At 66.5% G+C, this 24,676-nt stretch carries 23 protein-coding genes; 10 read left to right on the forward strand and 13 right to left on the reverse strand.

Annotation, left to right across the window (positions count from 1 at the left end):
• The 5 genes from G3O00_RS06145 to G3O00_RS06165 form a co-directional block, all read right to left on the reverse strand.
• Window positions 1-118, reverse strand: a 118-nt coding sequence (locus tag G3O00_RS06145; protein WP_241024991.1) for a 3-hydroxyacyl-CoA dehydrogenase NAD-binding domain-containing protein, incomplete at its 3' end; no start/stop codon positions are given.
• A gap of 70 nt (window positions 119-188) precedes the next feature.
• Window positions 189-893: a FadR/GntR family transcriptional regulator gene (locus G3O00_RS06150; RefSeq protein ID WP_174936274.1), complete on the reverse strand. Its 705-nt coding sequence runs from the start codon at window positions 891-893 to the stop codon at window positions 189-191.
• Between the two features lie 255 nt (window positions 894-1,148).
• A complete protein-coding gene (locus G3O00_RS06155; RefSeq protein WP_011354090.1) occupies window positions 1,149-1,928 on the reverse strand; it encodes an IclR family transcriptional regulator in 780 nt (259 codons plus the stop codon).
• A gap of 27 nt (window positions 1,929-1,955) precedes the next feature.
• Window positions 1,956-3,077, reverse strand: coding sequence for an FAD-dependent monooxygenase (locus G3O00_RS06160; RefSeq protein WP_206142434.1), 1,122 nt, complete (start codon window positions 3,075-3,077; stop codon window positions 1,956-1,958).
• Window positions 3,078-3,413: 336 nt separating this feature from the next.
• Window positions 3,414-4,487 carry a porin gene (locus tag G3O00_RS06165; protein ID WP_206142435.1) on the reverse strand — a complete coding sequence of 358 codons (1,074 nt, stop codon included), beginning with the start codon at window positions 4,485-4,487 and terminating at the stop codon, window positions 3,414-3,416.
• Between the two features lie 279 nt (window positions 4,488-4,766).
• On the opposite strand from G3O00_RS06165, the gene G3O00_RS06170 reads away from it, so the two are divergent.
• Complete coding sequence (locus tag G3O00_RS06170) at window positions 4,767-6,602, forward strand: sulfatase-like hydrolase/transferase (RefSeq protein WP_206142436.1); 1,836 nt, start codon at window positions 4,767-4,769, stop codon at window positions 6,600-6,602.
• A gap of 32 nt (window positions 6,603-6,634) precedes the next feature.
• Here G3O00_RS06170 and G3O00_RS06175 read toward each other — a convergent pair whose 3' ends face one another.
• Window positions 6,635-7,705: a GlxA family transcriptional regulator gene (locus G3O00_RS06175; RefSeq protein ID WP_206142437.1), complete on the reverse strand. Its 1,071-nt coding sequence runs from the start codon at window positions 7,703-7,705 to the stop codon at window positions 6,635-6,637.
• A 300-nt stretch (window positions 7,706-8,005) separates the two neighbouring features.
• Here G3O00_RS06175 and G3O00_RS06180 point away from each other — a divergent pair, with 300 nt between their 5' ends.
• The 7 genes from G3O00_RS06180 to G3O00_RS06210 all read left to right on the forward strand — a co-directional run bounded on the left by G3O00_RS06180 (window position 8,006) and on the right by G3O00_RS06210 (window position 16,152).
• The gene (locus tag G3O00_RS06180) at window positions 8,006-9,391 is read left to right on the forward strand and encodes an L-serine ammonia-lyase (protein WP_011354095.1); all 1,386 of its coding nucleotides are present in this window, start codon (window positions 8,006-8,008) and stop codon (window positions 9,389-9,391) included.
• 16 nt (window positions 9,392-9,407) lie between these two features.
• The gene (locus tag G3O00_RS06185; protein ID WP_006480591.1) at window positions 9,408-10,652 is read left to right on the forward strand and encodes a sarcosine oxidase subunit beta family protein; all 1,245 of its coding nucleotides are present in this window, start codon (window positions 9,408-9,410) and stop codon (window positions 10,650-10,652) included.
• Window positions 10,653-10,668: 16 nt separating this feature from the next.
• The gene (locus G3O00_RS06190) at window positions 10,669-10,968 is read left to right on the forward strand and encodes a sarcosine oxidase subunit delta (protein WP_027790629.1); all 300 of its coding nucleotides are present in this window, start codon (window positions 10,669-10,671) and stop codon (window positions 10,966-10,968) included.
• Complete coding sequence (locus G3O00_RS06195; RefSeq protein ID WP_206142438.1) at window positions 10,965-13,976, forward strand: sarcosine oxidase subunit alpha family protein; 3,012 nt, start codon at window positions 10,965-10,967, stop codon at window positions 13,974-13,976. The genes G3O00_RS06190 and G3O00_RS06195 overlap by 4 nt, the downstream gene beginning before the upstream one ends.
• On the forward strand, window positions 13,966-14,598 hold the full coding sequence (locus G3O00_RS06200; protein ID WP_011354098.1) for a sarcosine oxidase subunit gamma: 633 nt from the start codon (window positions 13,966-13,968) through the stop codon (window positions 14,596-14,598). Before G3O00_RS06195 ends, G3O00_RS06200 begins: the two co-directional genes overlap by 11 nt.
• The gene (locus tag G3O00_RS06205; RefSeq protein ID WP_206142439.1) at window positions 14,595-15,035 is read left to right on the forward strand and encodes a dihydroneopterin aldolase; all 441 of its coding nucleotides are present in this window, start codon (window positions 14,595-14,597) and stop codon (window positions 15,033-15,035) included. Before G3O00_RS06200 ends, G3O00_RS06205 begins: the two co-directional genes overlap by 4 nt.
• Before the next feature lie 373 nt (window positions 15,036-15,408).
• Window positions 15,409-16,152, forward strand: coding sequence for a hypothetical protein (locus G3O00_RS06210; RefSeq protein ID WP_206142440.1), 744 nt, complete (start codon window positions 15,409-15,411; stop codon window positions 16,150-16,152).
• A gap of 153 nt (window positions 16,153-16,305) precedes the next feature.
• Here the strand turns inward: G3O00_RS06210 and G3O00_RS06215 are convergent, their stop codons facing one another.
• On the reverse strand, window positions 16,306-17,379 hold the full coding sequence (locus G3O00_RS06215) for an alkene reductase (RefSeq protein ID WP_206137543.1): 1,074 nt from the start codon (window positions 17,377-17,379) through the stop codon (window positions 16,306-16,308).
• Between the two features lie 171 nt (window positions 17,380-17,550).
• On the opposite strand from G3O00_RS06215, the gene G3O00_RS06220 reads away from it, so the two are divergent.
• Window positions 17,551-18,426 (forward strand): LysR family transcriptional regulator, encoded by an 876-nt coding sequence (locus G3O00_RS06220; protein WP_206142441.1) that lies wholly within the window; start codon window positions 17,551-17,553, stop codon window positions 18,424-18,426.
• 22 nt (window positions 18,427-18,448) lie between these two features.
• Here the strand turns inward: G3O00_RS06220 and G3O00_RS06225 are convergent, their stop codons facing one another.
• The 6 genes from G3O00_RS06225 to G3O00_RS06250 form a co-directional block, all read right to left on the reverse strand.
• Window positions 18,449-18,847, reverse strand: coding sequence for a lysozyme inhibitor LprI family protein (locus tag G3O00_RS06225; RefSeq protein WP_206142442.1), 399 nt, complete (start codon window positions 18,845-18,847; stop codon window positions 18,449-18,451).
• Between the two features lie 21 nt (window positions 18,848-18,868).
• Window positions 18,869-19,543, reverse strand: a complete 675-nt coding sequence (locus tag G3O00_RS06230; RefSeq protein WP_041493187.1) for a lytic transglycosylase domain-containing protein — start codon at window positions 19,541-19,543, stop codon at window positions 18,869-18,871.
• A 234-nt stretch (window positions 19,544-19,777) separates the two neighbouring features.
• Window positions 19,778-20,545 (reverse strand): ABC transporter permease, encoded by a 768-nt coding sequence (locus G3O00_RS06235; protein WP_174931209.1) that lies wholly within the window; start codon window positions 20,543-20,545, stop codon window positions 19,778-19,780.
• Window positions 20,542-21,480 (reverse strand): ABC transporter ATP-binding protein, encoded by a 939-nt coding sequence (locus G3O00_RS06240; RefSeq protein WP_174931210.1) that lies wholly within the window; start codon window positions 21,478-21,480, stop codon window positions 20,542-20,544. The genes G3O00_RS06235 and G3O00_RS06240 overlap by 4 nt, the downstream gene beginning before the upstream one ends.
• On the reverse strand, window positions 21,477-22,655 hold the full coding sequence (locus G3O00_RS06245; protein ID WP_174931211.1) for an ABC transporter permease: 1,179 nt from the start codon (window positions 22,653-22,655) through the stop codon (window positions 21,477-21,479). Before G3O00_RS06245 ends, G3O00_RS06240 begins: the two co-directional genes overlap by 4 nt.
• Window positions 22,652-23,575: an ABC transporter substrate-binding protein gene (locus G3O00_RS06250; protein WP_174931212.1), complete on the reverse strand. Its 924-nt coding sequence runs from the start codon at window positions 23,573-23,575 to the stop codon at window positions 22,652-22,654. Before G3O00_RS06250 ends, G3O00_RS06245 begins: the two co-directional genes overlap by 4 nt.
• 167 nt (window positions 23,576-23,742) lie before the next feature.
• Between G3O00_RS06250 and G3O00_RS06255 the strand changes: the two genes are divergently transcribed.
• On the forward strand, window positions 23,743-24,672 hold the full coding sequence (locus G3O00_RS06255; RefSeq protein ID WP_206142443.1) for a 2-hydroxyacid dehydrogenase: 930 nt from the start codon (window positions 23,743-23,745) through the stop codon (window positions 24,670-24,672).
• Window positions 24,673-24,676 lie beyond the last annotated feature (4 nt).

Genomic DNA, 24,676 nt, shown 5'->3' on the forward strand with positions numbered 1-24,676 from the left:
CCTGCAGCACGGTGTCGCGCACGTCGCATGCGTGCACGCGCAGGCCGGCGCGCAGCAGCGAGCGGGCGACGCCGAGGCCCATCGCGCCGAGGCCGATGACTCCAACATTTCGTGACATGGTCAACCTTGATCGATTCGGGAGAGGTTCGTGACAGCGGCGGCGCCTGCGGAGGCTGCGGCCGCGGGCTTCAGCAAATGCCGGCTTCCGCGAGACGGCGGGCGGCGTTGTACATGTGCGTGCGTGCCGCGTTGCGTGCGGCCATCGGGTCGCGCGCGCGGATCGCGTCGGCGATCGCTGCGTGCTCCTCGCGCACCTGGCGCGAGAAGTCCTCGCGCGTCGCTTCGTTGCGCCGCGTGACCTTCACGCCGGCTTCGAGGTACTGGTTCAGGAACTGCAGCGTCTTCAGGAAATACGGGTTGCCGGTGACGGCCGCGATCGTGCGGTGGAACGCGACGTCTTCCGCGACGCCGTCGCGCCCTTCGGCCACCGCATCGTCGATCTTGCGCAGCGCCTCGTCGATGTCGGCCATGTCTTCATCGGTGTGATTCAACGCGGCTTCGGCCGCGACCTCGGCCTCGATCGCGCGGCGCACCGCGAGCAGGTGCGGCAGCGAAGTGGCCTCGACTGCCTCCGCGTAGTCGATCCGCAGCGGCCGGATCGCGCCGTGCTGGTTCACGTACACGCCGCTGCCCTGGCGCGGCTCGACCACGCCTTCGTTCTTCAGCCGCGAGATCGCCTCGCGGATCACGGTGCGGCTCACGCCGAATTCCTGTGCGAGCACGGCCTCCGTCGGCAGCTTGCCGGTGGCGGAGAAACTGCCGACTTCGATCTGCTTGAGCAGTTGCTGCGCGACATGGTCGCTCATCGCACGGGCGGGAATTTTCTCGAACATGGTGCTCTGGTTTGTCAGGTTATGTGGTCATCATACAAATTTGAATGTACGACAGCATCCGGGATAACCCTCGGTTAACGGAAGGCAACGTCGGTTAAATTGATTGAAACCGGTTCCAGATTCGGGGATTCCGGCTCGCTGAGGGGTCCGGCCGACGTGGTGGCGGGACAGGCAGACGCCACATGTGGGCGTCGCCGGGCGATCGCCTGCCTCGCGTCCGCCGGCTGCTGCCGGCGGCGGGACACGGCGGACGCGTCAAAGACTCGAGCGGGACAGCGCCTGAGCCGCGGCCTTGATGCTGGTCTCGACGATCTGCCGCAGCGAAGGATTGGCCGAAAACGCGCTGTCCGGGCCGGCGATGCTGAGTGCCGCAATCACGGCGCCCCGGCTGTCCCGAACCGCTGCCGCACAGGAATCGATGCCGGCTTCGAGGCCTGAAAAACTCCATGCGCAGCCGTTGCCGCGCACCGCTTCGAGCGTGGCGTCCAGCGTCGTCCAGTCGGGCGCGTCGCGCTCGTCCGCGCGGTTCGCGTAGCGGGCGCGAAGCGCGGGGCCGTCGAGGTGGGCGAGCATGGCCAGCCCGGGCGTCGCGCGGTGCGCGGGAATCCGGCTGCCGACGCGAATGCGGCTGACGAGCGGCGTATCGGGCGTCTCGCGCAGCAGATAAACGATCTCCGCGCCTTCGAGCACCACGAGGTACGCGGAGAGGCCGGTCTTTTCGACGAGGCCGGGAAGAACCTGCCGCGCGCGTGCGGTGAGATCGGCATTGCCCAGCGCGCCGGCGGCGAGCGTCAGGAACGACATGCCGAGCCGGTACGATCCGCCCGATGGATGCGGTTCGATCAATTCCGCTGCCTCGAGCGAGTCGAGCAAGCGTTTTACCGTCACGCGGTTGACGTCGATTTGCCGCGCGATGTCGCTGAGATTGGCGGTCGAGCCGCCTTCCGCGATGAATCGCAGCAGGCGAAAGGCGCGCTCGACCGGTGACGGCGAGGCATCGGCTGATCGCGAGGCGTCAGGTTTGTCCGTTGTCATCTTTGTCGTTGAAAGCGTGTGCGGGGTTCAGGCCAGTGGAACCGACCAGGCATCGTATCCGTAGACCCAGTCGGCGTTGCCCCCGGTCTTCAGCCAGTTGTTGCCGCGCGAGCCGATCTGGATGCGCGCCGTCCGTTCCTGGCGGGCGCGTTCATATCGCGCCAGCGCCGCGGCGAGCGTGTCCGGCCCGGCGCCGGCCAACGCGCGCGACAGCACGACCGCATCCTCGATCGCCATGCCGGCGCCTTGCGCCATGAACGGCATCATCGGATGGCACGCGTCGCCGAGCAGCGCCATGCGCGGGCCGGTCCATTTCGGCAACGGATCGCGAATATACAACGCGGAAGCCAGCACCGTATCGCATGCGTCGAGCAGCGCACGCGCGTCAGGATGGAAATCGGCATACGCGCGCCGCAGCGCGTCGGGGTCGCCGGGCATGGTCCACGATTCGTGGGTCCAGTCCGGCTGCGACGTGGTGGCGAAGATGAAGATGTCGCGGCCGAGATTCAGCGGGAACGTGACGATCTGCAGATCGTCGGTGGGTCCCCACCATTTGACGAAGGCGCCAAGATCGCCGCCCTGGAGGCGCTCGGCCGGCACGACCGCCCGGTACGACACGATGCCGGTGAATTGCGGGTGTTCTTCGCCGAACAGGAACCGGCGCACGCCGGAATGGATGCCGTCCGCGCCCAGCAGCAGATCGAACGTGTGCGTGGCGCCGTCGTCGAGTGTCACCGTCGCGCCGTCGGCGGTCTGGTCGACGGCAACGGTGCGCTTGCCGAGGTGAAGCTCGCCGGGGAGCAGCACCTGCTCCAGCGCCGCCATCACATCCGCACGATGCATGGTCAGTTGCGGCGCGCCGTATTGGCGTTCCGCTTCATCCGACATCGCGAGTCGCGACGTGACCTCGCCGGTGTCCCACATGCGGCTGATGCGTGCGTTCGGCCGCGCGGCCGTTTCGCGCAGCTTCGCGCCGATGCCGAGGCCGTCCAGTGCGCGCACCGCGTTGGGCGTCAGGTTGATGTCGGCGCCGACGCGCCCGAAGCGCGCGGCCTGTTCGAACACGACGGGCTGGTGGCCCGCGCGACGCAGCGCGATTGCAGCCGCAAGCCCGCCGATGCCGCCACCCACGATTCCGATCTTCAGCATGTTGTCTCCTGCACGTTACCTTTGAAATGTTCAAAAATGAACATATAGATCTAAAATGAACGAACATGCTGCTACCGATTGCTCCGGATCGCAAGGAAAAGCTGCTGAGGTAAAACCCCGAGCGCGGTTGCGCGCGCCGTCGGCGACGCGATGAAGGGAGGGCGGAAAGGGGGGAGAAATGGCGATACCCCCGATGCCGGGCGTGGCGTCGGGGGCGCGTCGGTTTTACGGTGGGGCGGCAATGAGGCGATCGTGCGACTGCGCGACTGCGCGTCGTCGTCGCGGACGCTCGTTACCCGGAACGGAAGAAGGTTGCGGGCGGGGCGCTCGCGCCCGTCAGAAGCTGTGATGAATCCCGGTCAGCACCATCACCTGGTTGTTCGTGCTCGAAATGCCGGCGACGGACAACGCGGCGAATCCTCCCGGGTTGGTGTGCTCGACAATGCCCTGCAAGTAGAGCTGGGTCTGCTTCGACAGTGCGTAGAGGCATCCGAGACCGACCTGGGTCCAGCGATGCGCATCCAGCGTCGTGGTGTTGGCGCCGGCCGTCAACGTCGTGAATGGCGTGACCGACCATTCGGCGCCGGAATCGTAGGCCTGGTAGATGTCCGCGTGTTGTTTCGACTCCAGCTTGACCCGCGTATAGAGCGCATGCAGTTTGACGGGCCCCAGCGTATAGGCGCCGCCGGCGCCCCAGAATTCCGCCCGGTCGGCCACATAGCTCGCGGCGGTTTGCCCCTGGAACGTGCCCAGCGCCAGCGGTGCCAGCGCGAACGCCTGGTTGTGCTGGCGCTGGTAGAACGCCGCGACCTGCAACGGGCCGTGGTCATACATCAGCGCGGCGCTCCACGTGTTGCCGTGGCCGAAGTTGGTCGTGTTGCCGAACCCGAACAGCCCGGCGACGCTGACGCCGCCGTAGCTCGGCGAGCGGTACTTGACCGCGTTGTCGATCACCGACGTCGCGGAATTGGCGAGCCCGTCGACGTTGCCCGGATGGAACATGTTCCACGAGTTTCCCGCGTACGCATTGGCGAACGGCGTGAGGAAATCGAACGACAGCGCGCTCTGATGGCCGAGCGTCAAGGTCCCCAGCCGGTCGGAATCGAGGCCGACGTAGGCGCGCCGGTTGAACTCGGTGCCCGGGTTCACGAATGCGCCGGTATTCGTGAAGAAGCCGTTTTCCAGACGGAACACCGAACGCAATCCGCCGCCCAGATCCTCGGCGCCGGTGATGCCCCAGCGATCCGGCTGCATGTTGCTCTGGTTCGCCTTGAACAGCGCGTGCCCGCCGCTGTTGTTGACGTAGGCGACGCCGGAATCGAGGCTGCCGTACAGCGTCACGCTGCTTTGCGCCGAAGCGGCGCCGCTGACGGAAATGACAAGCAGTCCTACCAAACATGTTCTGTTCATTTTTGTTCAGGGGCGGTGGGGATCAGGTTGGTTGGTTTGAGTTTTATTGTTCCATACATGGAACATTGTGGCGTGTGCGGAACATTAGAACATCAAACCAATTGGCCTAGAACTCATGGTTTTTACCGAAATTTCGCGGATAAAACGACGATGATGAAAACCGCTTTTGTTTGAAAATGCTCTATGCAACAATGCCGTCCACGAATCAATGTTCCGCACATGGAACAAATTTGAACACCCCCGGATGTTGTCGCAGGTCCTTTGTCATTGGAACGAGTCATGCCTGAGCTGATCAATCCCGCAGGTTCACCGGAAGCGAATCGGGCGCTTCCCGACAGCCAGCGTCGCGTGTTTCTCAAGACGTCCGGTGCCGTCGCGATGACGGCGGCCCTCGCGCCGTCCGTGGCGATGGCCGGCGGATCGGCGGCGAAGCCCGTGGCGAACGAGTCGAACCCTGTGCCGTCCGCGCGATTCGATCTGCCGGCCGGCTACAACATCCTGTTCGTGCTCGTCGACCAGGAGCGCTATTTCGACGCATGGCCGATCAGCGTGCCGGGGCGGGAGCGTCTCGCCAGGAGCGGCATCAGTTTCATCAACCACCAGATTGCCGCCTGCGTGTGCTCGCCGTCGCGCTCGACCATCTATACGGGCCAGCACATGCAGCGCACGGGCGTGTTCGACAACGCGGGGCTGCCGTGGCAACCGGACATGCCGACGTCGATCCGGACCGTCGGTCACATGATGAAGGACGCCGGTTATCAGGCCGTGTACGTCGGCAAGTGGCATCTGAGCGCGACGATGCATGAATCGAATTCGCCGTACAACGCGCCGGTGGCCGACTACAACAAAGCGATGCGCGCGTACGGCTTCGACGATTACTTTGGCGTCGGCGACCTCGTTGGCTCCGCGCATGGCGGCTACAACTTCGACGGCGTGACCACCCAGGCCGCCATCAGCTGGATGCGCGAGCAGCGGCGCAATGCGGCCGGCGCGAAGCCGTGGATGCTCGCGGTCAACCTCGTGAATCCTCATGACGTGATGTGGCTCAACACCGACCCGTCGGGGCGGCCGAACGGGTCCGGGTTGATTCCGACGCGTCCGGCGCCGGATACGCAGCTATACGGTGCGCACTGGGACAAGGTGCCGCTGCCGGTGTCGCGCCGCCAGCCGCTCGCCGCGCCGGATCGGCCGAAGGCGCACGCGATGTATTCCGCCGCCCACGAGGCGCTGATCGGCAAGATCGAATTCGACGATGCGACGGTCAAGCGTTATCAGGATTACTACCTGAATTGCATACGCGACTGCGATCGGCACGTCGAGCGCCTGCTCGACGAACTGGACGATCTCGGCATCGCCGACAAGACGATCGTCGTGCTGACGTCCGATCACGGCGATCTGGCAGGCCATCACCAGATGATCGACAAGGGTGCGAACGCGTATCGGCAACAGAATCACGTGCCGATGATCGTCCGGCATCCGGCATTTCGCGGCGGGAAGTCGTGCCGCGCGCTCACTTCGCATCTCGATGTCGCGCCGACGCTCGTCGCGTTGACCGGCGCGCCGGCCGACAAGGTTGCGAGTGTCGTCGGCCCCGATGCGAAAGGGTCCAGCTTCGCTCATCTGCTCGCGCAGCCGGAACGGGCGAGCGTGCATGCGATCCGCGACGCGGCGCTGTTCAATTACGCGATGCTGCTTTACTACGACAGCGAATGGATGCTCGCCGAGTTCAGGACGATGCGGGACCGGGGCGTGCCGCCCGACGAGATGCACCGGCGGGCGGCCGCGTTGCAACCGGATCTGGCGCAGCGCGGCGCGATCCGCAGCGTGTTCGACGGCCGGTATCGGTTCAGCCGCTACTTTGCGCTATCGAATTTCAACGAGCCGGATACGCTCGCCGATCTGACGGCCGCCAATGACCTCGAGCTGTTCGATCTTCATACCGATCCGGACGAGATGCACAACCTGGCGATGCGTCCGGACCTGCACGGCGCGTTGATGGTGGAGATGAATGCCAAACTCAATCGGCTGATCCGGGAGGAAGTCGGTCAGGACGACCTGTCGAGCCTGCCGTTCAAGGACGGCAGGCTGCAGTTTCAATTCAGGGCGCACGCCTGACGAAGTGACGCGGCCAGGCCGGTCGGCGCGTGTCAGTCGATCGTGTCCTCGGCCGGCGCCGCCGCTTCTGCCGCGGTGCCGCCTTCCGCCGCGTCCCCGCCGCGTTCCCGGTAGGTCGCCGGCGGCACGCCGAACTGCTTGCGGAACTCGCGCCCGAGGTGCGACGCATCGGCGAACCCGCAGCTCGACGCGATATCGGCCACCGTGCGGTCCGAGCTCGTCAGCAGCCACGCGGCCGTGCGCAGCCGCACCTGCTTCGCGAACGCCTGCGGGCTCTTGCCCGTTTCGGCCTTGAACAGCCGCTCGAGCTGCCGCGTCGACAAATCGAGCTTGCTCGCGAGCTCGTCGAGCGACAGCGCACGCCCGACATGCTGTTCCATCAGAAGAATCGCGCGCTTGACCTTCGGGTGCGTCGCCGGCTCGAGGCCCGGCGGATGCGGCTGCGGCGCGTTGCCTTTCTGCATCTCGCCGACCAGCAGGATGCGCAGCGCCTTCTGCACGGTCGCGTGATCGAAGTGGCGCAGCAGGATCGCGGCGGCGACGTCGATCGACGCACGGCCGCCCGAACAGGTGATGCGGCGCCGGTCGATCACGAACAGCCGGTCGGCGATCAGCAGGTCGGGGTCGGCGGCCGGAAAGCGCTCGATGAAATCCCAGTAGTGGAACCAGCTCACGCAGGTGCGGTAGCCGTCGAGCACGGCGGCGCGCATCAGCGTGAACACGCCGGTGCAGATGCCGACGACTGTCGCGCCGCCCGCCGCCGAGCGGCGGATGAAGTCGAGCGTCTCGGGGCCCGCCTGCGGCCCCGAATGCAACAGCCCGCCCACCACCACCACATAGTCGAACGGCTCGGCGCCGTCGAACGTTTCCCACGGCGTGATCTGGATCCCGCAGCTCGCGCGCACCGGTGCGAGGGTTTCGCCGATCACGCTCCACGCGCAGCGCACGGGCTTGCTGTAGTCGCCGTCGTCCGCCGACAGCCGCAGCATGTCGACGAAGCCCGAGAAGGCCGTCAGCGTGAAGTTCGGCAGGAGCACGATGCCGAAGCGGATACGCCGCGGCGCGGGTTCTGCGAGGGGGGAAGCGGGTACGTCGGTTGTCATCGCGGCCAATCTCTTCACGCCGGGCGGGCGGTCTCACTCAGTCTGTTGATACGGGTGATGCGGGTACGGCAGTCGGGCGCGGCCGGGCGGCGCGGATGTAGCCAGCGTCGCTGATCGGTTCCGGCCCGACTTGTGGTTTTCCGTCGCGAACCATCGCCAAAACGCACTTTCGGGGCCGCCGAAGTGGTGCTTGGCGGCGGTATCCCACGTCGATGCCGTTTTTGTTCTATCGGCCGATTTTACGCTTTGATGTACTGACGCCAACGTCATTTCACGTGTGTCCCACCCAGAGGAAGCCAGATGAACGTCAGCGTCTTCGACCTGTTCAAGATCGGCATCGGCCCGTCCAGTTCGCATACGGTCGGCCCGATGATCGCCGCGTGCCGCTTCGCGTCGCACGTGGAGGACGCGAACCTGCTCGGTTTCGTGCGCCGCGTGCGGGTCGAACTATACGGCTCGCTCGGCGCGACCGGCAAGGGCCACGGCACCGACAAGGCCGTGCTGCTCGGTCTCGAGGGCCACCTGCCCGACACGATCGATCCGGACCTGATCGAGCCGCGGCTCGCCGCGATCCGCGCGGAGAAATCGCTGTCGCTGCTCGGCAAGCAGACCGTCCGCTTCGAGGAAAAGGAGCACATCGGCTTCTATCGCAAGCTGATGAGCGGCACGAGCATCGTGCATCCGAACGGAATGCGCTTCCAGGCCTTCGACGAGCACGGCCAGCTGCTCGTCGAGAAAGAGTATTACTCGGTCGGCGGCGGCTTCGTCGTGAACCGCGACGGCGATCGCGTGAACGGCGTGCGCGCGGCGGTCGAGGTGCCGTATCCGTTCCGCACCGGCGACGACCTGATGCGCCAGTGCCGCGAGCACGGGCTGTCGATCGCCGAGCTGATGATGCGCAACGAATCCGCGCTGCGCCCCGCCGACGAAGTGCGCGCCGGGCTGCTCGCGATCTGGCGCACGATGGCCGCCTGCGTCGAGCGCGGCTGCAAGGTCGAGGGCGACCTGCCGGGCCCGATGCGCGTGAAGCGCCGCGCGGCCGAGCTGAACGCCCGCCTGCGCGAGCGTTCGGAAGAGTCGCTGCGCGACCCGCTGTCGATGCTCGACTGGGTCAACCTGTATGCGATGGCCGTCAACGAGGAGAACGCGGCGGGCGGCCGGGTCGTCACCGCGCCGACCAACGGCGCGGCCGGCGTGATTCCCGCCGTGCTGCACTACTACGTGAAGTTCGTGCCGGGCTCGAACGAAGCCGGCATCGTCGAATTCCTGATGACGGCTGCGGCGATCGGGATCATCTACAAGGAAACGGCGTCGATCTCCGGCGCGGAAGTCGGTTGCCAGGGCGAAGTGGGCGTCGCGTGCTCGATGGCGGCCGCCGCGCTCGCCGCCGTGATGGGCGGCACGCCCGACCAGGTCGAGAACGCGGCCGAGATCGGCATGGAGCACAACCTCGGGATGACCTGCGACCCGGTCGGCGGGCTCGTGCAGATCCCGTGCATCGAGCGCAACGCGATGGGTGCGATCAAGGCGCTGAACGCATCACGCATGGCGCTGAAGGGCAATGGCCAGCACTACGTGTCGCTCGATTCGGTCATCAAGACGATGCGCGAGACGGGCGCCGACATGAAGACGAAATACAAGGAAACGTCGCGCGGCGGTCTGGCCGTGAACGTCATCGAATGCTAAACGAAGGATCGCTAACATGAGCCGCTACTCGATATTCAGCCTGTTCCGCAACGGCCTCTCGTATCACGAGAACTGGGAAAAGCAGTGGAAGAGCCCGGAACCGAAGAAGGAATACGACGTCGTGATCGTCGGCGGCGGCGGCCACGGCCTCGCGACCGCGTACTACCTCGCGAAAGAGCACGGGATCACGAACGTCGCGATCCTCGAGAAGGGCTGGATCGGCGGCGGCAACACCGCGCGCAACACGACGATCGTGCGCTCGAACTATCTGTGGGACGAATCGGCCGCGCTGTACGAGAAGGCGATGAAGCTGTGGGAAGGGCTGTCGCAGGACCTGAACTACAACGTGATGTTCAGCCAGCGCGGCGTGATGAACCTGGCCCACACGCTGCAGGACGTGCGTGACACCGAGCGCCGCGTGAACGCGAACCGGCTGAACGGCGTCGACGCCGAATTCCTGACGCCCGCGCAGATCAAGGAAATCGAGCCGACCATCAACCTGAACAGCCGCTACCCGGTGCTCGGCGCATCGATCCAGCGCCGCGCGGGTGTGGCCCGCCACGACGCGGTGGCCTGGGGCTTCGCACGCGGCGCGGACCGCGCGGGTGTCGACATCATCCAGAACTGCCAGGTGACGGGCATTCGCCGCGAAGGCGGCGCAGTCGTCGGTGTTGATACGGTGAAGGGCTTCATCAAGGCGAAGAAGGTGGCGGTGGTCGCGGCCGGCAACACGACGACGCTCGCCGACATGGCCGGCGTGCGCCTGCCGATCGAAAGCCACCCGCTGCAGGCGCTGGTGTCCGAGCCGATCAAGCCGGTCGTCAACTCGGTGATCATGTCGAACGCGGTGCACGCGTACATCAGCCAGTCCGACAAGGGCGACCTCGTGATCGGCGCCGGCATCGACCAGTACACGGGCTTCGGCCAGCGCGGCAGCTTCCACATCATCGAAAGCACGCTGCAGGCGATCGTCGAGATGTTCCCGGTGTTCTCGCGCGTGCGGATGAACCGCCAGTGGGGTGGCATCGTCGACGTGTCGCCGGACGCGTGCCCGATCATCACCAAGACCGACGTGAAGGGCCTCTATTTCAACTGCGGCTGGGGCACCGGCGGCTTCAAGGCGACGCCCGGCTCGGGCTGGGTGTTCGCACACACGATCGCCCGCGACGAACCGCATCCGCTGAACGCGCCGTTCGCGCTCGACCGTTTCTACACGGGCCACCTGATCGACGAGCACGGCGCCGCCGCCGTCGCGCACTGAACGAGGAGAAAGAAACATGTTGCTGATCGAATGTCCGTGGTGCGGGCCGCGCGCCGAATCCGAGTTCTCGTGCGGCGGTGAGGCCGACATCGTGCGCCCCGTGAACAACGAGAACATGACCGACCGCGAATGGGGCGAATACGTGTTCATGCGCGAGAACAAGCGCGGGCTGCACAAGGAGCAATGGCTGCACGCGCAGGGCTGCCGCCGCTGGTTCAAGGCCACGCGCGACACGGTGACCTACGATATCAAGGGCTACGAAAAGTTCGGCGGCGACGCTGCCGGCAACGCACACGAAGAGGGCACGAGCAAATGAGCCAGAAAGACCGCCTCGGCACCGGTGGCCGCATCAATCGCGCGATCCCGTTGACTTTCACGTTCAACGGCCGCACGTATCAAGGCTTCCAGGGCGACACGCTCGCGTCCGCGCTGCTCGCGAACGGCGTGCACTTCGTCGCGCGCAGCTTCAAGTACCACCGTCCGCGCGGGATCGTGACGGCCGACGTCGCGGAACCGAATGCCGTCGTGCAGCTCGAATCGGGCCCGTACACGGTGCCGAACGCACGCGCGACCGAGATCGAGCTGTACCAGGGGCTCGTCGCGTCCAGCGTGAACGCGGAGCCGACGCTCGAGAACGACAAGTACGCGATCAACCAGAAGCTGTCGCGCTTCCTGCCGGCCGGCTTCTACTACAAGACGTTCATGTGGCCGCGCAACATGTGGCCGAAGTACGAAGAGAAGATCCGCGAAGCAGCCGGCCTCGGCAAGGCGCCGGAAGCGCTCGACGCCGATCGCTACGACAAGTGCTACGCGCATTGCGACGTGCTCGTGGTCGGCGGTGGCCCGTCGGGCCTCGCGGCTGCGCATGCGGCGGCCACGGCCGGCGCGCGCGTGATCCTCGTCGACGACCAGCGCGAACTCGGCGGCAGCCTGCTGTCGTGCCGCGCCGAGATCGACGCGAAGCCCGCGCTGCAGTGGGTCGAGAAGATCGAGGCCGAACTGCGCAAGCTGCCCGACGTGACGATCCTGTCGCGCAGCACCGCGTTCGGCTACCAGGACCACAACCTCGTGACGGTCACGCAGCGCCTGACCGATCACCTGCCGGTGTCGATGCGCAAGGGTACGCGCGAACTGCTGTGGAAAGTCCGCGCGAAGCGCGTGATCCTCGCGACCGGCGCGCACGAGCGGCCGATCGTGTTCGGCAACAACGACCTGCCGGGCGTGATGCTCGCGGGCGCGGTGTCCACCTACGTGCATCGCTTCGGCGTGCTGCCGGGCCGCGACGCGGTCGTGTTCACGAACAACGATCGCGCGTACCAGACCGCGCTCGACCTGAAGGCGTGCGGCGCGAAGGTGACGGTCGTCGATTCTCGCGCATCGTCGAACGGCGCGCTGCCGGCCGCCGCGAAGCGGCAGGGCGTGACGGTGATGAGCGGCGCGGTCGTGACGGGTGCATCGGGCAAGTGGCGCGTATCGTCGGTCGACGTCGCGTCGATCTCGAACGGCCAGGTGGGCGGCAAGCTGCAGACGCTGCCGTGCGACCTCGTCGCGATGTCGGGTGGCTTCAGCCCCGTGCTGCACCTGTTCGCGCAGTCGGGCGGCAAGGCCTGCTGGAACGACGAGAAGGCGTGCTTCCTGCCGGGCAAGCCCGTGCAGGCGGAAGCGAGCATTGGTGCCGCGGCCGGCGAATTCGGCCTGGCGCGCGCGCTGCGACTCGCGGTCGATGCAGGCGTGGAAGCCGCGAAAGCGGCGGGCTTCACGGCTGCGCAGCGCGCGGTCGCGCCGCAGGTCGCGGAAGCCGTCGAAGGCGCACTGCAGCCGCTGTGGCTGGTCGGCAGCCGCGAAGCCGCGGCGCGCGGGCCGAAGCAGTTCGTCGACTTCCAGAACGACGTGTCGGCCGCGGACATCCTGCTGGCCGCACGCGAAGGCTTCGAGTCGGTCGAGCACGTGAAGCGCTACACGGCGATGGGCTTCGGCACCGACCAGGGCAAGCTCGGCAACATCAACGGGATGGCGATCCTCGCGGGGGCGCTCGGCAAGACGATTCCGGAAACGGGCACGACGACGTTCCGCCCGAACTACACGCCGGTGTCGTTCGGCACGTTCGCGGGCCGCGAGCTCGGCGATTTCCTCGACCCGATCCGCAAGACCTGCGTGCACGAGTGGCACGTCGAGCACGGTGCGCTGTTCGAGGACGTCGGCAACTGGAAGCGGCCGTGGTACTTCCCGAAGAACGGCGAGGATCTCCATGCGGCCGTGAAGCGCGAATGCCTGGCGGTGCGCAACAGCGTCGGCATCCTCGATGCATCGACGCTCGGCAAGATCGACATCCAGGGCCCGGACGCCGTGAAGCTGCTGAACTGGATGTACACGAACCCGTGGAACAAGCTCGAAGTGGGCAAGTGCCGCTACGGGCTGATGCTCGACGAGAACGGGATGGTGTTCGACGACGGCGTGACGGTGCGCCTCGCCGACCAGCATTTCATGATGACGACCACGACGGGCGGCGCGGCGCGCGTGCTCACGTGGCTCGAACGCTGGCTGCAGACCGAATGGCCCGACATGAAGGTACGGCTGTCGTCGGTCACCGATCACTGGGCGACGTTCGCGGTGGTCGGCCCGAAGAGCCGCAAGGTCGTGCAGAAGGTGTGCCAGGACATCGACTTCGGTAATGAAGCATTCCCGTTCATGAGCTACCGGAACGGCACCGTCGCGGGCGCGAAGGCGCGCGTGATGCGGATCAGCTTCTCCGGCGAGCTCGCCTATGAAGTGAACGTGCCGGCGAATGCGGGCCGCGCGGTGTGGGAAGCGCTGATGGCGGCCGGTGCCGAGTTCGACATCACGCCGTACGGCACCGAGACGATGCACGTGCTGCGCGCGGAGAAGGGCTACATCATCGTCGGCCAGGATACCGACGGCTCGATCACGCCGTACGACCTCGGGATGGGCGGCGTCGTCGCGAAGTCGAAGGACTTCCTCGGCAAGCGTTCGCTCGCGCGCTCGGACACCACCAAGGAAGGCCGCAAGCAGTTCGTCGGCCTGCTGACCGAGGACGAACAGTTCGTGCTGCCGGAAGGCGCGCAGATCATCGCGAAGGACACGCAGGTGTCGGCGGTCGATCCGACGCCGATGATCGGCCACGTGACGTCGAGCTACTACAGCCCGATCCTCAAGCGCTCGATCGCGCTTGCAGTGGTGAAGGGCGGCCTGAACAAGATGGGCGAGAGTGTCGTGATTCCGCTGGCCAACGGCAAGCGCATCACCGCGAAGATCTCGAGCCCGGTTTTCTACGATACCGAAGGGGTGCGTCAGCATGTGGAATGAAACCAGAAACCAGACGCAGGTGGCGGGCGCAGGCGGCGTGACGCTTGAATCGCCGTTCGTCGGCGCGGCCGACGTGCTGAAGCCGCACCAGGCGCGCGCCTCGAAGAAGTTCACGCTGCGCGAGCGGCCGTTCCTCGATCTCGTCAACGTGCGCGGCGAGTTGAGCGATCCGGCGTTCGTCAGCGCGTTCGAGCGCGTGGTCGGCTGCCGGCCGCCCGCGGCGCCGAACACGGTCGCGCGCGGTGCCGAGTACGACGTGCTTTGGCTCGGCCCGGACGAGTGGCTCGTGCGCTCGAACGGGCCCGTGCAGGCCGGCGTGCTGGAGGCGCAGCTCGCGGAGGCCGTGCAGGGTTCGTACGCGGCGGCCGTCGATGTCGGCAGCGGCTATACGGTGGTCGAGATCAGCGGCGAACGCGTGCGCGACGTGCTCTCGCGCGGCTGTCCGCTTGATCTCCATCCGCGTGCGTTCAAGCCGGGCCAGTGTGCGCAGTCGCACTACTTCAAGTCGTCGATCGTGCTGATCCCGACCGGTGACGATGCATTCGAGATCGTCCTGCGTCGCAGCTTCGCCGACTATTTCGTGCGCATCATGCTCGACGCGGCCGCGCCGCTCGCATCATGAAGCCGTTCGACGAACCGTTCGTGGCGATCGACACGCCGCGCCTGCGCGGGCGCGGCTGGAGCGTGTTCGTCGACGAACTGAAGGTGCCCGCGCGGATCGGCATTCATGCGCACGAGCATGAAGCGCCGCAGCCGATCGTGATCGATGCAAGGCTCGGCTATCGGTGCGAGCCGAGTGAGCAGGGCGAGTGGATCGATTACGACGGCTATTGCGCGCGCCTTGCGGCTTTCTTGTCGCACAAGCCGCATACGCGGTTGCTCGAGACGCTCGTTGCCGATATCGCGGTGCTGTCGTTCCGTGAGTGGCCGGCGCTGGAGTCGCTGACGCTGTCGGTGTACAAGCCGAAGATCCGGCCCGGCACGAAGCGCGTCGGTGTGTCGCTCGACTGGACGCGTGGGGATTATTTGCGGTGGACGGGGGCGGCGGGGCAGTTTTGATGCGGGATGCCACGGCAAGCCGGTGCGTCTGGTTTGCCGAGCGAATCTCTTTGTTCCTGAAATATGAGAACAATGGGTGTGCGGTGAATGTAATCGGCTTTGTTCCTGAAATATCGGAACAATGAGACGTTCACCCCCCCGTCACGTATAACGCGAGCGCTCTTGGGCGACCAGCTTCGGACCCGCTCCAGCAGCTTGCGCTGGCCTTGCCGGCCCATGTTCGCGGTGCCGTCCTCTACACGCCATGCCGGCGGCAATACCATTGCCGGCACGGCCTGTGCCAATCCCCGTCGAACTTCCGCTGACCGCTTTTCGATGTTTCCCACGTACTATTCGGCATTGGGAAAAATTCACGAAGACCATCGGGAAGGCGATGATGAAACGCGCTGTGATGTGCGCTGTTGCCGCTTTGGCGCCGCTTGTCGCGCATGCAGGGTGCAGTGAGAACCTCCAGAACTGGTCGGCGCAACTCCATCCCGGCCGTACGCTGGATGCTACGCACGCGGTTTGCAAGGTCTGGCCCGCGAACGAGGCGCTGACGATCGGGGCGTTACCCCTGATGCAGAAAGACGGCAGCGACGGGCCGAACGTCGTTGACATCGAAGTAGTGGTTGCCGACACGGCTACGGGTGCGATAGTCGCGCATCGGTTTCAGCGATCGGCGATTCACTACGCCGAGGACCACTATTTTGAGGGCATCGAACTCGACACGGCGCGCTATCAGCTGACCCCCACTCAACGTGCCTTCGGCGTGCGCCTCAAGTCGTCTGGCGGGCCGCCCGCGGATATGTCAGGTATTGCAACGCTGAGTCTCTATTTGATCGATGGGCAGCATTTGCGCACCGTGTTGGATCGACTAATCGTGAGCGATTGGACGGGCGACCGTGATGGCCCTTGTACAAGCACTTCAGAGACGTCACGCACACTCGCACTCGGCCCGGCAGGCACGCAAGGCTATGCCGTTTTGCGGGTCAGCGAAAAGTACGTCGAGCGCGTGAACCGGCTCGAAGTCGATAGATGCTCGGGTCACACGTCACCCGCTCAACGCCGCAACATGACACTCGACTATCGCGATGGCACGTACCGGATACCGGATGCCATGCGAAATACCGATTGATCCGTTGCCTCCGCTTCGCCCTTCCCCCGTTCCGTTCGAAGTGACAGGTGGTGAGCAATGAGAGGTTCAGTCTTTGGCGGACATCGCGCGGATCACCTGCGATAGCTGCGATGCCGTTCAGGCGTGTCGCAGCTATCGCCCCGCGCGACAGCCTCAAGCCGCAGCTACCCCACCCAACGCCGGATAGTCGACATACCCGCGCGCATCGCCACCAAAGAACGTTTCGCGCCGCGCGTCGTTCATCGGCGCGCCGGTCTTCACCCGCGTCACGAAATCCGGATTCGCCAGCACCATCTGCCCGTACGCTTCGAGATCGGCCAGCCCCGACTTCAGGTCGTCGCCGATCGCGTCGCGCGGGCGGCCCGGGCGGTTCAGGATCAGCATGCCGCTCCAGCGCGCGCGCAGGTCGGCCAGCAGCGCCTCGTCGCCGTGATGCATCACGTGCAGGTACGCGAGGCCGAGCCGGTCGAGTTCCGTTACCAGATAGCGATTCAGGTCCGGCCCTTGCTCGCCTTCATCGACACCACCCAGCGTCGCGCGAGGAGACAAGCGGATCGCCGTGCGGTCGGCGCCGATCTCGTCGGCGATCGCCGTCGCGACCTCGATCGCGAAGCGGGCGCGGTTCTCGATCGATCCGCCGTACACGTCGGTGCGTGTGTTCGCATTCGGCGAGAAGAACTGCTGGACAAGATACCCGTTCGCGCCGTGGATCTCGACGCCGTCGGCACCGGCCTCGATCGCGCGGCGTGCCGCGGTGCGGAAGTCCTCGACGGTCGCGCGCACTTCCTCGGTCGTCAATGCGCGCGGCACCGGGATGTCCTGCATGCCCTTCACCGTGAACATCTGCGCACCCGGTGCGATCGCCGAAGGCGCGACGCCCTGCCGGTGATGCGGCGTATTGTCCGGATGCGACATGCGCCCGACGTGCATCAGCTGGATGAAGAGGCGGCTGCCGCGCGCATGCACGGCGTCGCTGATGGCCTTCCAGCCGGCGACGTGCGCGTCGGTGTAGATGCCGGGCGTGGTGAGATAGCCCTGCCCGTCGTCGGAAGGCTGCGTGCCCTCGGTGACGATCAGGCCGAGGCTCGCGCGCTGGGCATAGTATTCGGCGGCCCATTCGCCGGGCGTGCCGTCGAAGGCGGCGCGGCTGCGCGTCATCGGCGCCATGACGAGGCGGTTTTGCAGCGTATAGCGGCCCACGCGGGCCGGGGTGAACAGCTGGCTCATGATGCGTTGCTCCTCGAGATTCGGGATAGCGGCGCCGGGTCGGTGCCGCCTCGGGCGCCGGCCGCGCACGGGTGTGCCGACCTCGCCTCCACGCATCCATCATCCATTGCTTCCTTTTCGGGATAAACCGGGTAATCTGGATAACATTGATCCATTAGCGGGGCAATGAGCATGGAACTGCTGAACGACATGGCGCTGTTCGTCGAAGTCGTGAAAGCAAAGGGCTTTCGCAGCGCGGCCGAGACGCTGGGGATGCCGAACTCGACGTTGTCGCGGCGCATCGGCGCGCTGGAGAAGGCGATCGGGTTGCGGCTGCTGCATCGCACGACGCGCCGGATCGAACTGACCGAGGCCGGCCAGCTTTACTTCGAGCGCTGCAAGCGCATCGTCGATGAGGCGCGGCTCGCGCATGAGCAGCTCGGCGGCCTGCTGGCGGAGCCGACCGGCGTGCTGCGCGCGTCGTTTCCGGTCGATTTCGCGGTGGTCATTCTGGCGCCGCTGCTCGTCGAATTTGCGAACCGCCATCCGAAGCTGAGCTTCGATTACGAACTGACGTCGCGGCGCGTCGACCTGGTGAGCGAACCGTTCGACGTGGCGATCCGCATGGGCCCATCCGAGGATTCGCAACTGATCGCGCGGCGGATCGCAACGCTCCGGAACTACCTGTATGCATCGCCCGGCTATCTTGCTCGCGCGGGCGAGCCGCAACAACCGGAAGACCTCGCCACGCACGCGTGCCTCGGCCTGCAGCGGAGCGGGTCATGGACGCTGCACGATGGCACGCGTTCCGTTGCGGTGCCGGTGAGCAGCCGTTTCGGTGCGAACAGCGTCGGCATGCTGCGGCGCCTGGCCACGCTCGACGCGGGCATCATCGTGCTGTCCGAGGCGATCGTCGCGGACGATCTGGCCGCCGGCCGGCTGCGCCGCGTGATGCCCGATTGGGAAGGCGAGCCGATTCCGGTCTATGCGATGACGGAAACGCGGCTGCTGCCCGCGAAGACGCAGCATTTCATCGAGTTTCTGCGGGAGCGTTTCGCACAGGCATGACGGGCGGGTATCCGTTCGTCGTTCAGTTCTGCGCCGGTTGCGGCGCGTCCAGCTGCGCTTCCCATTTCTTCAGGATGCGCACGCGTGCCTGGCTGAAATCGACCCAGCAGCTCATCCGCGCGTCTTCCGGGATCATCTGCTGCGGATTGGCGGCTTTCACGTAGTCGCAGGTGTCGTCGGCGAAGCGGGTCCAGCTTGCCTGCGACTTCGCGAGCGCGCTGGCGGCATCGGGGTTGCGCTGCTTGAGCTTGCGCTCGAGCGACCGGTATGCGCGTTCGACGGCCTGGTTGTTCTGGTCGAGTATGCAGATCCGCACGTTGCTCATCGTCGGGCCGTGTTGCTCGCAATCGACGGCGGCAAACGTGGTGGTGTGGCCGATCGCCAGCGCGGCGACGGCAAGGAAGCGGGGGGCGTGGCGCATGCGCGTCGAACGAAACCGGGATCAGTTGTTGCGGGCCGCTGTCGGGCTCGTCTTGTCGCTGACCGGCACCATGCGGCCGTTCGTATCATTCGAGGGGTTCGCGGGTTTCGCGTCGTCGTCCGGTTCGAGCACGAAGCGGAACGAATCGACGCGCTGCATCACCTTCGCCGCATACGCGCTCGAACCGCCGCTGTAGCTCCTCAGTCCGGCCCGCACGTCGCCGCCGGCCGCCCTTACGTAGCCCGACAGGATCGCCGACCCGACTTCGACGTTCGCGTTCGGTTCGGTCAGGTCCTTCACGTTGCGCACCAGGCCGCGGTGCGCGGCCGGCACGACCTGCATCAGCCCGGTCGCGCCATGCTGGCCACGTGCCTTTTCCTGGAAGCGCGATTCGATCGAAATAATGGCGTAAACGAGGGCGGGAGGCAGCGAATATTTCGTCGCAGTGACGCTCACGATATCGGCAAGCTTCGCGGCCCGCTCCTTCGCGACACCGAATTTCTTCGTCAGGTAGGACGTGATGCGGCGGTTTGCTTCGTTCGGCTGATCGTTGGTGTCGGCGAGCGGCGCGGATGCGACGGACGGCGCCGATGCGGCCGCTTCGGGCGCGGACGCAGGCAGTGCGGACGCCTGCTGCGCCGATGCCTGTTGCGCGATACCGAGCGAAAGCACGATCAGCCAGAGAAACCGTCGCATGGTGGAGTGAGGGAATTGGAAGGCGCCTAGTATATCGGCCAATCGCGGCGGGTGGTCGAGTGCCGGTTCGAATGAAAGCGGCATGTAGGCTTGTGTCGACTCGCGTCGGGCGGCGAGCCGATCGTTGCGCGGACACGCATCGGAGTCCGGATGAACGTCGCCGAGCGCTGCGTTTCGGTCGTTTTTACATGCACCTGTGCGCGACAGGATGTGGCCCCGCGCGCACGACGCCCATTACGCACGCCGTGCGGCCGCCACCCGTGCAATCGCGCCGATCGCATCGCTGACGAGCACCGCGAGCAGCCCGACGATCACGCCGCCCTGCAGCACGAACGCGGTGTTCGACGTCTGCAGGCCCGCGATGATCACGTCGCCGAGCCCGCGCGCGGCGACCGTCGAGCCGATCGTGGCAGTGCCGAGATTGATCACGACCGCGAGCCGCACCCCGTTGACGATCACCGGAAACGCGAGCGGCAGCTCGACCGACACCAGTTGCTGCCAGCCGCTCATCCCCATCCCGCGCGCGGCATCGACGACGTCGCGCGGCACGTCCTCGAGCCCGGCGATCGTGCTTTCGAACACGGGCAGGAGGCCGTACAGCACGAGCGCAATCAGCACGGGCTTCAAGCCGAAGCCGACGGCCGGCACCGCGAGCGCGAGCACCGCGACGGGCGGGAAGGTCTGGCCGATGTCGACGACGCTGCGCGCGACCGGCAGGAAATCCGCACCCCACGGCCGCGTGACCGCGATGCCGGCCGCGACCGCAACGATCGTGCCGATCACGCTCGACAACGCGACCGTGCCGAGATGCGCGAGCGTGAGGTCGAGCAGGCTCGCGCGATCGTAGATGACCGGTGCGCCGTTGTCCGCGAACGGCGCGAACAAGCCTTGCAGCCATGCGGGGCGCAATAGCAACACGAGCAGCAGCGCGAGCGCCGCCGCGCGCGCGACAGTCGCAAGAAGCGTCAATCGCTTGGGCTGCACGCTGCTGCGCGTCGTCATGCGGGCTTCCTTGCGTGCGCGCGGATCGCGTCGAGCGTGATGCGACGCGTGTTGTGGCCGTCGCCAGCTTCGACCGGCAGCACATCGACACCGCGCCACAGCAGCTCGGACACGGCATCGCGCAGCGTGCGCGTCGCGGCAATCGGTTCGCCGTCGGCATGGCCGGGTTCGGCCACCGCGTCGATCGGCGTCAGCGCGAGCAGGCGCAGTGGCCGGTCGACGCCTGCGACGAGCTGCTCGACGACGCCGGCCGCCGGCTTGCCGAGAATCTCGGCCGGCGAAGCGACCTGCAGCAGCCGGCCGCCGTCCATCACCGCGATCGTGTCGCCGAGCTTCAGCGCTTCCTCGATATCGTGCGTGACGATCACGACGGTGATGCCGAGGCGGCGCTGCAGCGCGAACAGGTCGTCCTGCGCCTTGTTGCGGATGATCGGATCGAGCGCGCCGAACGGCTCGTCCATCAGCAGCATCGCGGGCTCGGCCGCGAGCGCGCGCGCAACGCCGACGCGTTGTTGCTGGCCGCCCGACAGTTCGTGCGGCAGCTTGTCCGCGAACTCGGCCGGTGCGAGATGAAACAGGTCGAGCAATTCGTTCACGCGCGCATCGATGCGATCGGCCGGCCAGCCGAGCAGGCGCGGCACGGTCGCGATGTTGCGCGCGACGCTCCAGTGCGGAAACAGCCCGTGCCCCTGGATCGCATAGCCGATGCCGCGACGCAACTGTTCGGGCGCAACGGTGGCCGTATCGACGCCGTCGATGCGGATCGTGCCGCTGGTGGGCGCGATCAGCCGGTTGATCATGCGCAGCAGCGTCGACTTGCCGCTGCCCGATGCACCGACGAGCGCGGTGATCGTGCCGCGTTTCATCGTCAGCGAGACGTCGTCGACGGCGACGATATCGCCGAAGCGTTTGCCCGCACGTTCGATCTCGATCATCCTGCACGCCCCTTCGCGAGCGTGGTCGCGGCTTCGAATATGACGGCCGCCACCAGCGCGAGCGCGATCGTCGGGATCGCGCCGAGCAGCACGAGATCGGCGGCCGATTGCCCGATCCCCTGGAAGATGAAGGTGCCGAAGCCGCCGCCGCCGATCAGCGCGGCGACCGCGGTCAGCCCGATGTTCTGCACGAGCACGATGCGCACGCCGCTCAGGATCACCGGCAGCGCGAGCACGAGATCGACGCGCAGCAGCCGCTGCGCGCGCGTCATGCCCATCGCGCGCGCCGCTTCGGTGACGTGCGGCGGCACTTGGCCGAGCCCGACCACGACGCTCGACGCGATCGGCAGCAACGAATACAGGAACAGCGCGAGCACGGCAGGAGCCACGCCGATGCCGCGGATGCCGAGCGCAGCCGCGAGCGGCACGTGTGCGGCGAGCAGACCGAGCGGCGCCATCATCAGCCCGTACATCGCGATGCTGGGGATCGTCTGCACGATGTTGAGCACGGGCATCGCGACGGTACGCACCGCAGCGATGCGCGCACAGGCGATGCCGAGCGGCACGCCCGCGATGAGTGCGGCGGCCACCGAGCCGCCTGCGAGCGACACGTGCCGGATCGCCTCGATCCAGAAGTCGTCGCTGCGCACCGCGTATTCGCGCATCACGGAGAGACCGTCCCACCAGCCGCTCGCGAGCGGCACCGAAATCGCTGCTATCGCGACGACGAGCGCGGCGAGGCGCCGCCACGGGCCGAATGCGAGCCGTGCGAGCGCGTCCGCGACGAGCACGGCCCACGCGAACAGCAACAGCCAGACGCCGGAGGAGGGCGACACGCGGGCGAGCGTGTCGTCAGGTGCAACGACGTGCGTCGCGGCCGCACCGACCGCGTACGCGAGCGTCGCGAGCCACGCGCAGCCGGCCACGAGCCGCCAGGCGGGGCGGCTTGCCGTCATCGCCCATAGCGCGCCGACGATCCACAGCGCGGCGAGCACGGCGCCCTGCAGGGCCGGCAGCGCGGCGAACACCGACAGGTCGGTGCCGGCCGCGATGCGGTTCGGCCGCAGTACCGCGAACGGCAGGCCGAGCACGGCGACGATCGTCAGGACACCGATCAGGATGCCGACCTTGTCCGCCGTGATGCGTCGCGCGGACGCTGCCGCGCGACCCGTCATTTAACGAAGCCCTTCGATTTCAGGTAGCTTTTTGCGACGCCGGCGGCCGGTTCGCCGTTGATCTGGATGCGCGCGTTCAGCGTCTGCAGCGTCTTCAGGTCGAGGCTCGCGAACACGGGCTTCAGGTAGTCCGCGATTTGCGGATGCGCTTTCAGCACGGCTTCGCGGATCACCGGCGCGGGCGCGTAGACGGGCTGTACGTGCTTGTCGTCGTCGAGCACCGCGAGGCCGCTCGATGCGATCCCGCCGTCGGTGCCGTAGACCATCGCGGCATTCACGCCGTCGGTCTGGTTCGCGGCGGCCTTGATGGTTGCGGCCGTGTCGCCGCCGGACAGCACGACGAGCTGGTCGGGCTTCAGCTTGAAGCCGTATGCTTTCTCGAACGACGGCAGTGCGGACGCACTGTTCACGAATTCGGCCGACGCCGCGAGCTTCACCTTGCCGCCACCCGCGACCCACTTGCCGAAATCGGAGAAGGTCTTCAGGTGCTGCGACTGCGCGACGGGCGCGAGCACGGCGACGCCCCACGTGTTGTTCGCGGGTGCCGGGGTGAGCCAGACGAGATGGTTCGCCGCGTAGTCGAGTTGCTTCGCGGTGTCGTAGCCCTGGCTCGCGTTCTTCCACAGCGGATCGTCGGCCTTGTTGAAGAAGAACGCGGCATTGCCCGTGTATTCGGGGTAGATGTCGATCTCGCCGCTCGTGAGCGCCTTGCGCACGATCGGCGTGGTGCCGAGCGCGATCTTTTCGGTGACGGCGATGCCGTGCGCCTTCAGCACCTGCGAGATGAGGTTGCCGAGCAGGTTGCCTTCGGTGTCGATCTTCGACGACACCACGACGGGCGTGTCGGCATGCGCGCCGGGCGCGACGATGGCGGCGGCGAACGCGAGGCCCAGGATCCGGGCGGGCAGGGCGAGCTTCATACGGGCCATTCTCCAGGACGGGGGCGTACGCCGAAAGTTACTTGACTGAGCCGGCTTTGGCAAACCAGGTGAGGCAGCGTGTCCACAGCCCGTGTGGGGATAACCCGCATCCGTGTTGCAGGCTTGTTACACTGAAATCCGTTCCCGCCTTGCCGACACTTCCTGACATGAAGCCCGAGTTGCTGGTTCTGATCGCATTGCGCGGCGATGCGCATCGCGATATCTCCACGTCGTTCGACGTGCGCTACGCCCCGACATCCGAAGAACGCGAACGTGCGATCGCCGAACACGGCGGCACGATACGCGCGGTGCTGACCAACGGCAGCACGGGGCTCACTGCCGCCGAGATCGATCGTCTTCCGCAACTCACGTTCGTCAGCGCGCTCGGCGCCGGCTACGAGAATATCGACGTCGCGCATGCCAAGGCGCGCGGCATTACCGTGGTCACGGGCGCCGGCACCAACGACGATTGCGTCGCCGATCACGCGTTCGCGCTGCTGCTCGCGGCCGTGCGCAACGTCGTGCAGCTCGATGCGAAAACCCGCGCGGGCGTGTGGCGCGACGGCCTGGCGATGCCGCCGAACGTGTCGGGCAAGAAGCTCGGCATCGTCGGGCTCGGCAAGATCGGCGAGAAGTGCGCGCGCCGCGCGGCCGGCTTCGACATCGAGATCGGTTATCACAACCGTTCGGTGAAAGATGTCCCCTACCGCTATTTCGATCGTGTCGATGCACTCGCGAAGTGGGCCGATTTCCTGATCGTCGCGACACCGGGCGGCGCGGGCACGCGGCACCTGATCGATCGCGCGGTGCTCGATGCGCTCGGCCCCGGTGGGTTCGTCGTCAACGTGTCACGCGGCAGTGTTGTCGATACCGCTGCTTTGGCAGAGGCGTTGCACGAAGGGCGCATCGCGGGCGCGGGGCTCGACGTGTATGAAGGGGAACCGGCGCCGCCGCGCGCGCTGACGGATCTCGGCAATGTCGTGCTGACGCCGCACATGGGCGGCTGGTCGCCCGAGGCGCTCGATCGCTCGGTGCAGCAGTTCATCGACAACGCCGCGCGGCACTTCGCGGGGCAGCCGGTGCTCACGCCGGTGTGAGCGG

It is taken from the genome of Burkholderia sp. Ac-20384, assembly GCF_017104605.1.
GTDB lineage: Bacteria > Pseudomonadota > Gammaproteobacteria > Burkholderiales > Burkholderiaceae > Burkholderia > Burkholderia lata.

Bases quoted from the DNA above. Each gene is read 5' to 3' on its own strand.
- G3O00_RS06150 (WP_174936274.1), bottom strand. From the start codon at position 893: ATGTTCGAGAAAATTCCCGCCCGTGCGATGAGCGACCATGTCGCGCAG.
- G3O00_RS06155 (WP_011354090.1), bottom strand. From the start codon at position 1,928: ATGACAACGGACAAACCTGACGCCTCGCGATCAGCCGATGCCTCGCCG.
- G3O00_RS06160 (WP_206142434.1), bottom strand. From the start codon at position 3,077: ATGCTGAAGATCGGAATCGTGGGTGGCGGCATCGGCGGGCTTGCGGCT.
- G3O00_RS06165 (WP_206142435.1), bottom strand. From the start codon at position 4,487: ATGAACAGAACATGTTTGGTAGGACTGCTTGTCATTTCCGTCAGCGGC.
- G3O00_RS06170 (WP_206142436.1), top strand. From the start codon at position 4,767: ATGCCTGAGCTGATCAATCCCGCAGGTTCACCGGAAGCGAATCGGGCG.
- G3O00_RS06175 (WP_206142437.1), bottom strand. From the start codon at position 7,705: ATGACAACCGACGTACCCGCTTCCCCCCTCGCAGAACCCGCGCCGCGG.
- G3O00_RS06180 (WP_011354095.1), top strand. From the start codon at position 8,006: ATGAACGTCAGCGTCTTCGACCTGTTCAAGATCGGCATCGGCCCGTCC.
- G3O00_RS06185 (WP_006480591.1), top strand. From the start codon at position 9,408: ATGAGCCGCTACTCGATATTCAGCCTGTTCCGCAACGGCCTCTCGTAT.
- G3O00_RS06190 (WP_027790629.1), top strand. From the start codon at position 10,669: ATGTTGCTGATCGAATGTCCGTGGTGCGGGCCGCGCGCCGAATCCGAG.
- G3O00_RS06195 (WP_206142438.1), top strand. From the start codon at position 10,965: ATGAGCCAGAAAGACCGCCTCGGCACCGGTGGCCGCATCAATCGCGCG.
- G3O00_RS06200 (WP_011354098.1), top strand. From the start codon at position 13,966: ATGTGGAATGAAACCAGAAACCAGACGCAGGTGGCGGGCGCAGGCGGC.
- G3O00_RS06205 (WP_206142439.1), top strand. From the start codon at position 14,595: ATGAAGCCGTTCGACGAACCGTTCGTGGCGATCGACACGCCGCGCCTG.
- G3O00_RS06210 (WP_206142440.1), top strand. From the start codon at position 15,409: ATGATGAAACGCGCTGTGATGTGCGCTGTTGCCGCTTTGGCGCCGCTT.
- G3O00_RS06215 (WP_206137543.1), bottom strand. From the start codon at position 17,379: ATGAGCCAGCTGTTCACCCCGGCCCGCGTGGGCCGCTATACGCTGCAA.
- G3O00_RS06220 (WP_206142441.1), top strand. From the start codon at position 17,551: ATGGAACTGCTGAACGACATGGCGCTGTTCGTCGAAGTCGTGAAAGCA.
- G3O00_RS06225 (WP_206142442.1), bottom strand. From the start codon at position 18,847: ATGCGCCACGCCCCCCGCTTCCTTGCCGTCGCCGCGCTGGCGATCGGC.
- G3O00_RS06230 (WP_041493187.1), bottom strand. From the start codon at position 19,543: ATGCGACGGTTTCTCTGGCTGATCGTGCTTTCGCTCGGTATCGCGCAA.
- G3O00_RS06235 (WP_174931209.1), bottom strand. From the start codon at position 20,545: ATGACGACGCGCAGCAGCGTGCAGCCCAAGCGATTGACGCTTCTTGCG.
- G3O00_RS06240 (WP_174931210.1), bottom strand. From the start codon at position 21,480: ATGATCGAGATCGAACGTGCGGGCAAACGCTTCGGCGATATCGTCGCC.
- G3O00_RS06245 (WP_174931211.1), bottom strand. From the start codon at position 22,655: ATGACGGGTCGCGCGGCAGCGTCCGCGCGACGCATCACGGCGGACAAG.
- G3O00_RS06250 (WP_174931212.1), bottom strand. From the start codon at position 23,575: ATGAAGCTCGCCCTGCCCGCCCGGATCCTGGGCCTCGCGTTCGCCGCC.
- G3O00_RS06255 (WP_206142443.1), top strand. From the start codon at position 23,743: ATGAAGCCCGAGTTGCTGGTTCTGATCGCATTGCGCGGCGATGCGCAT.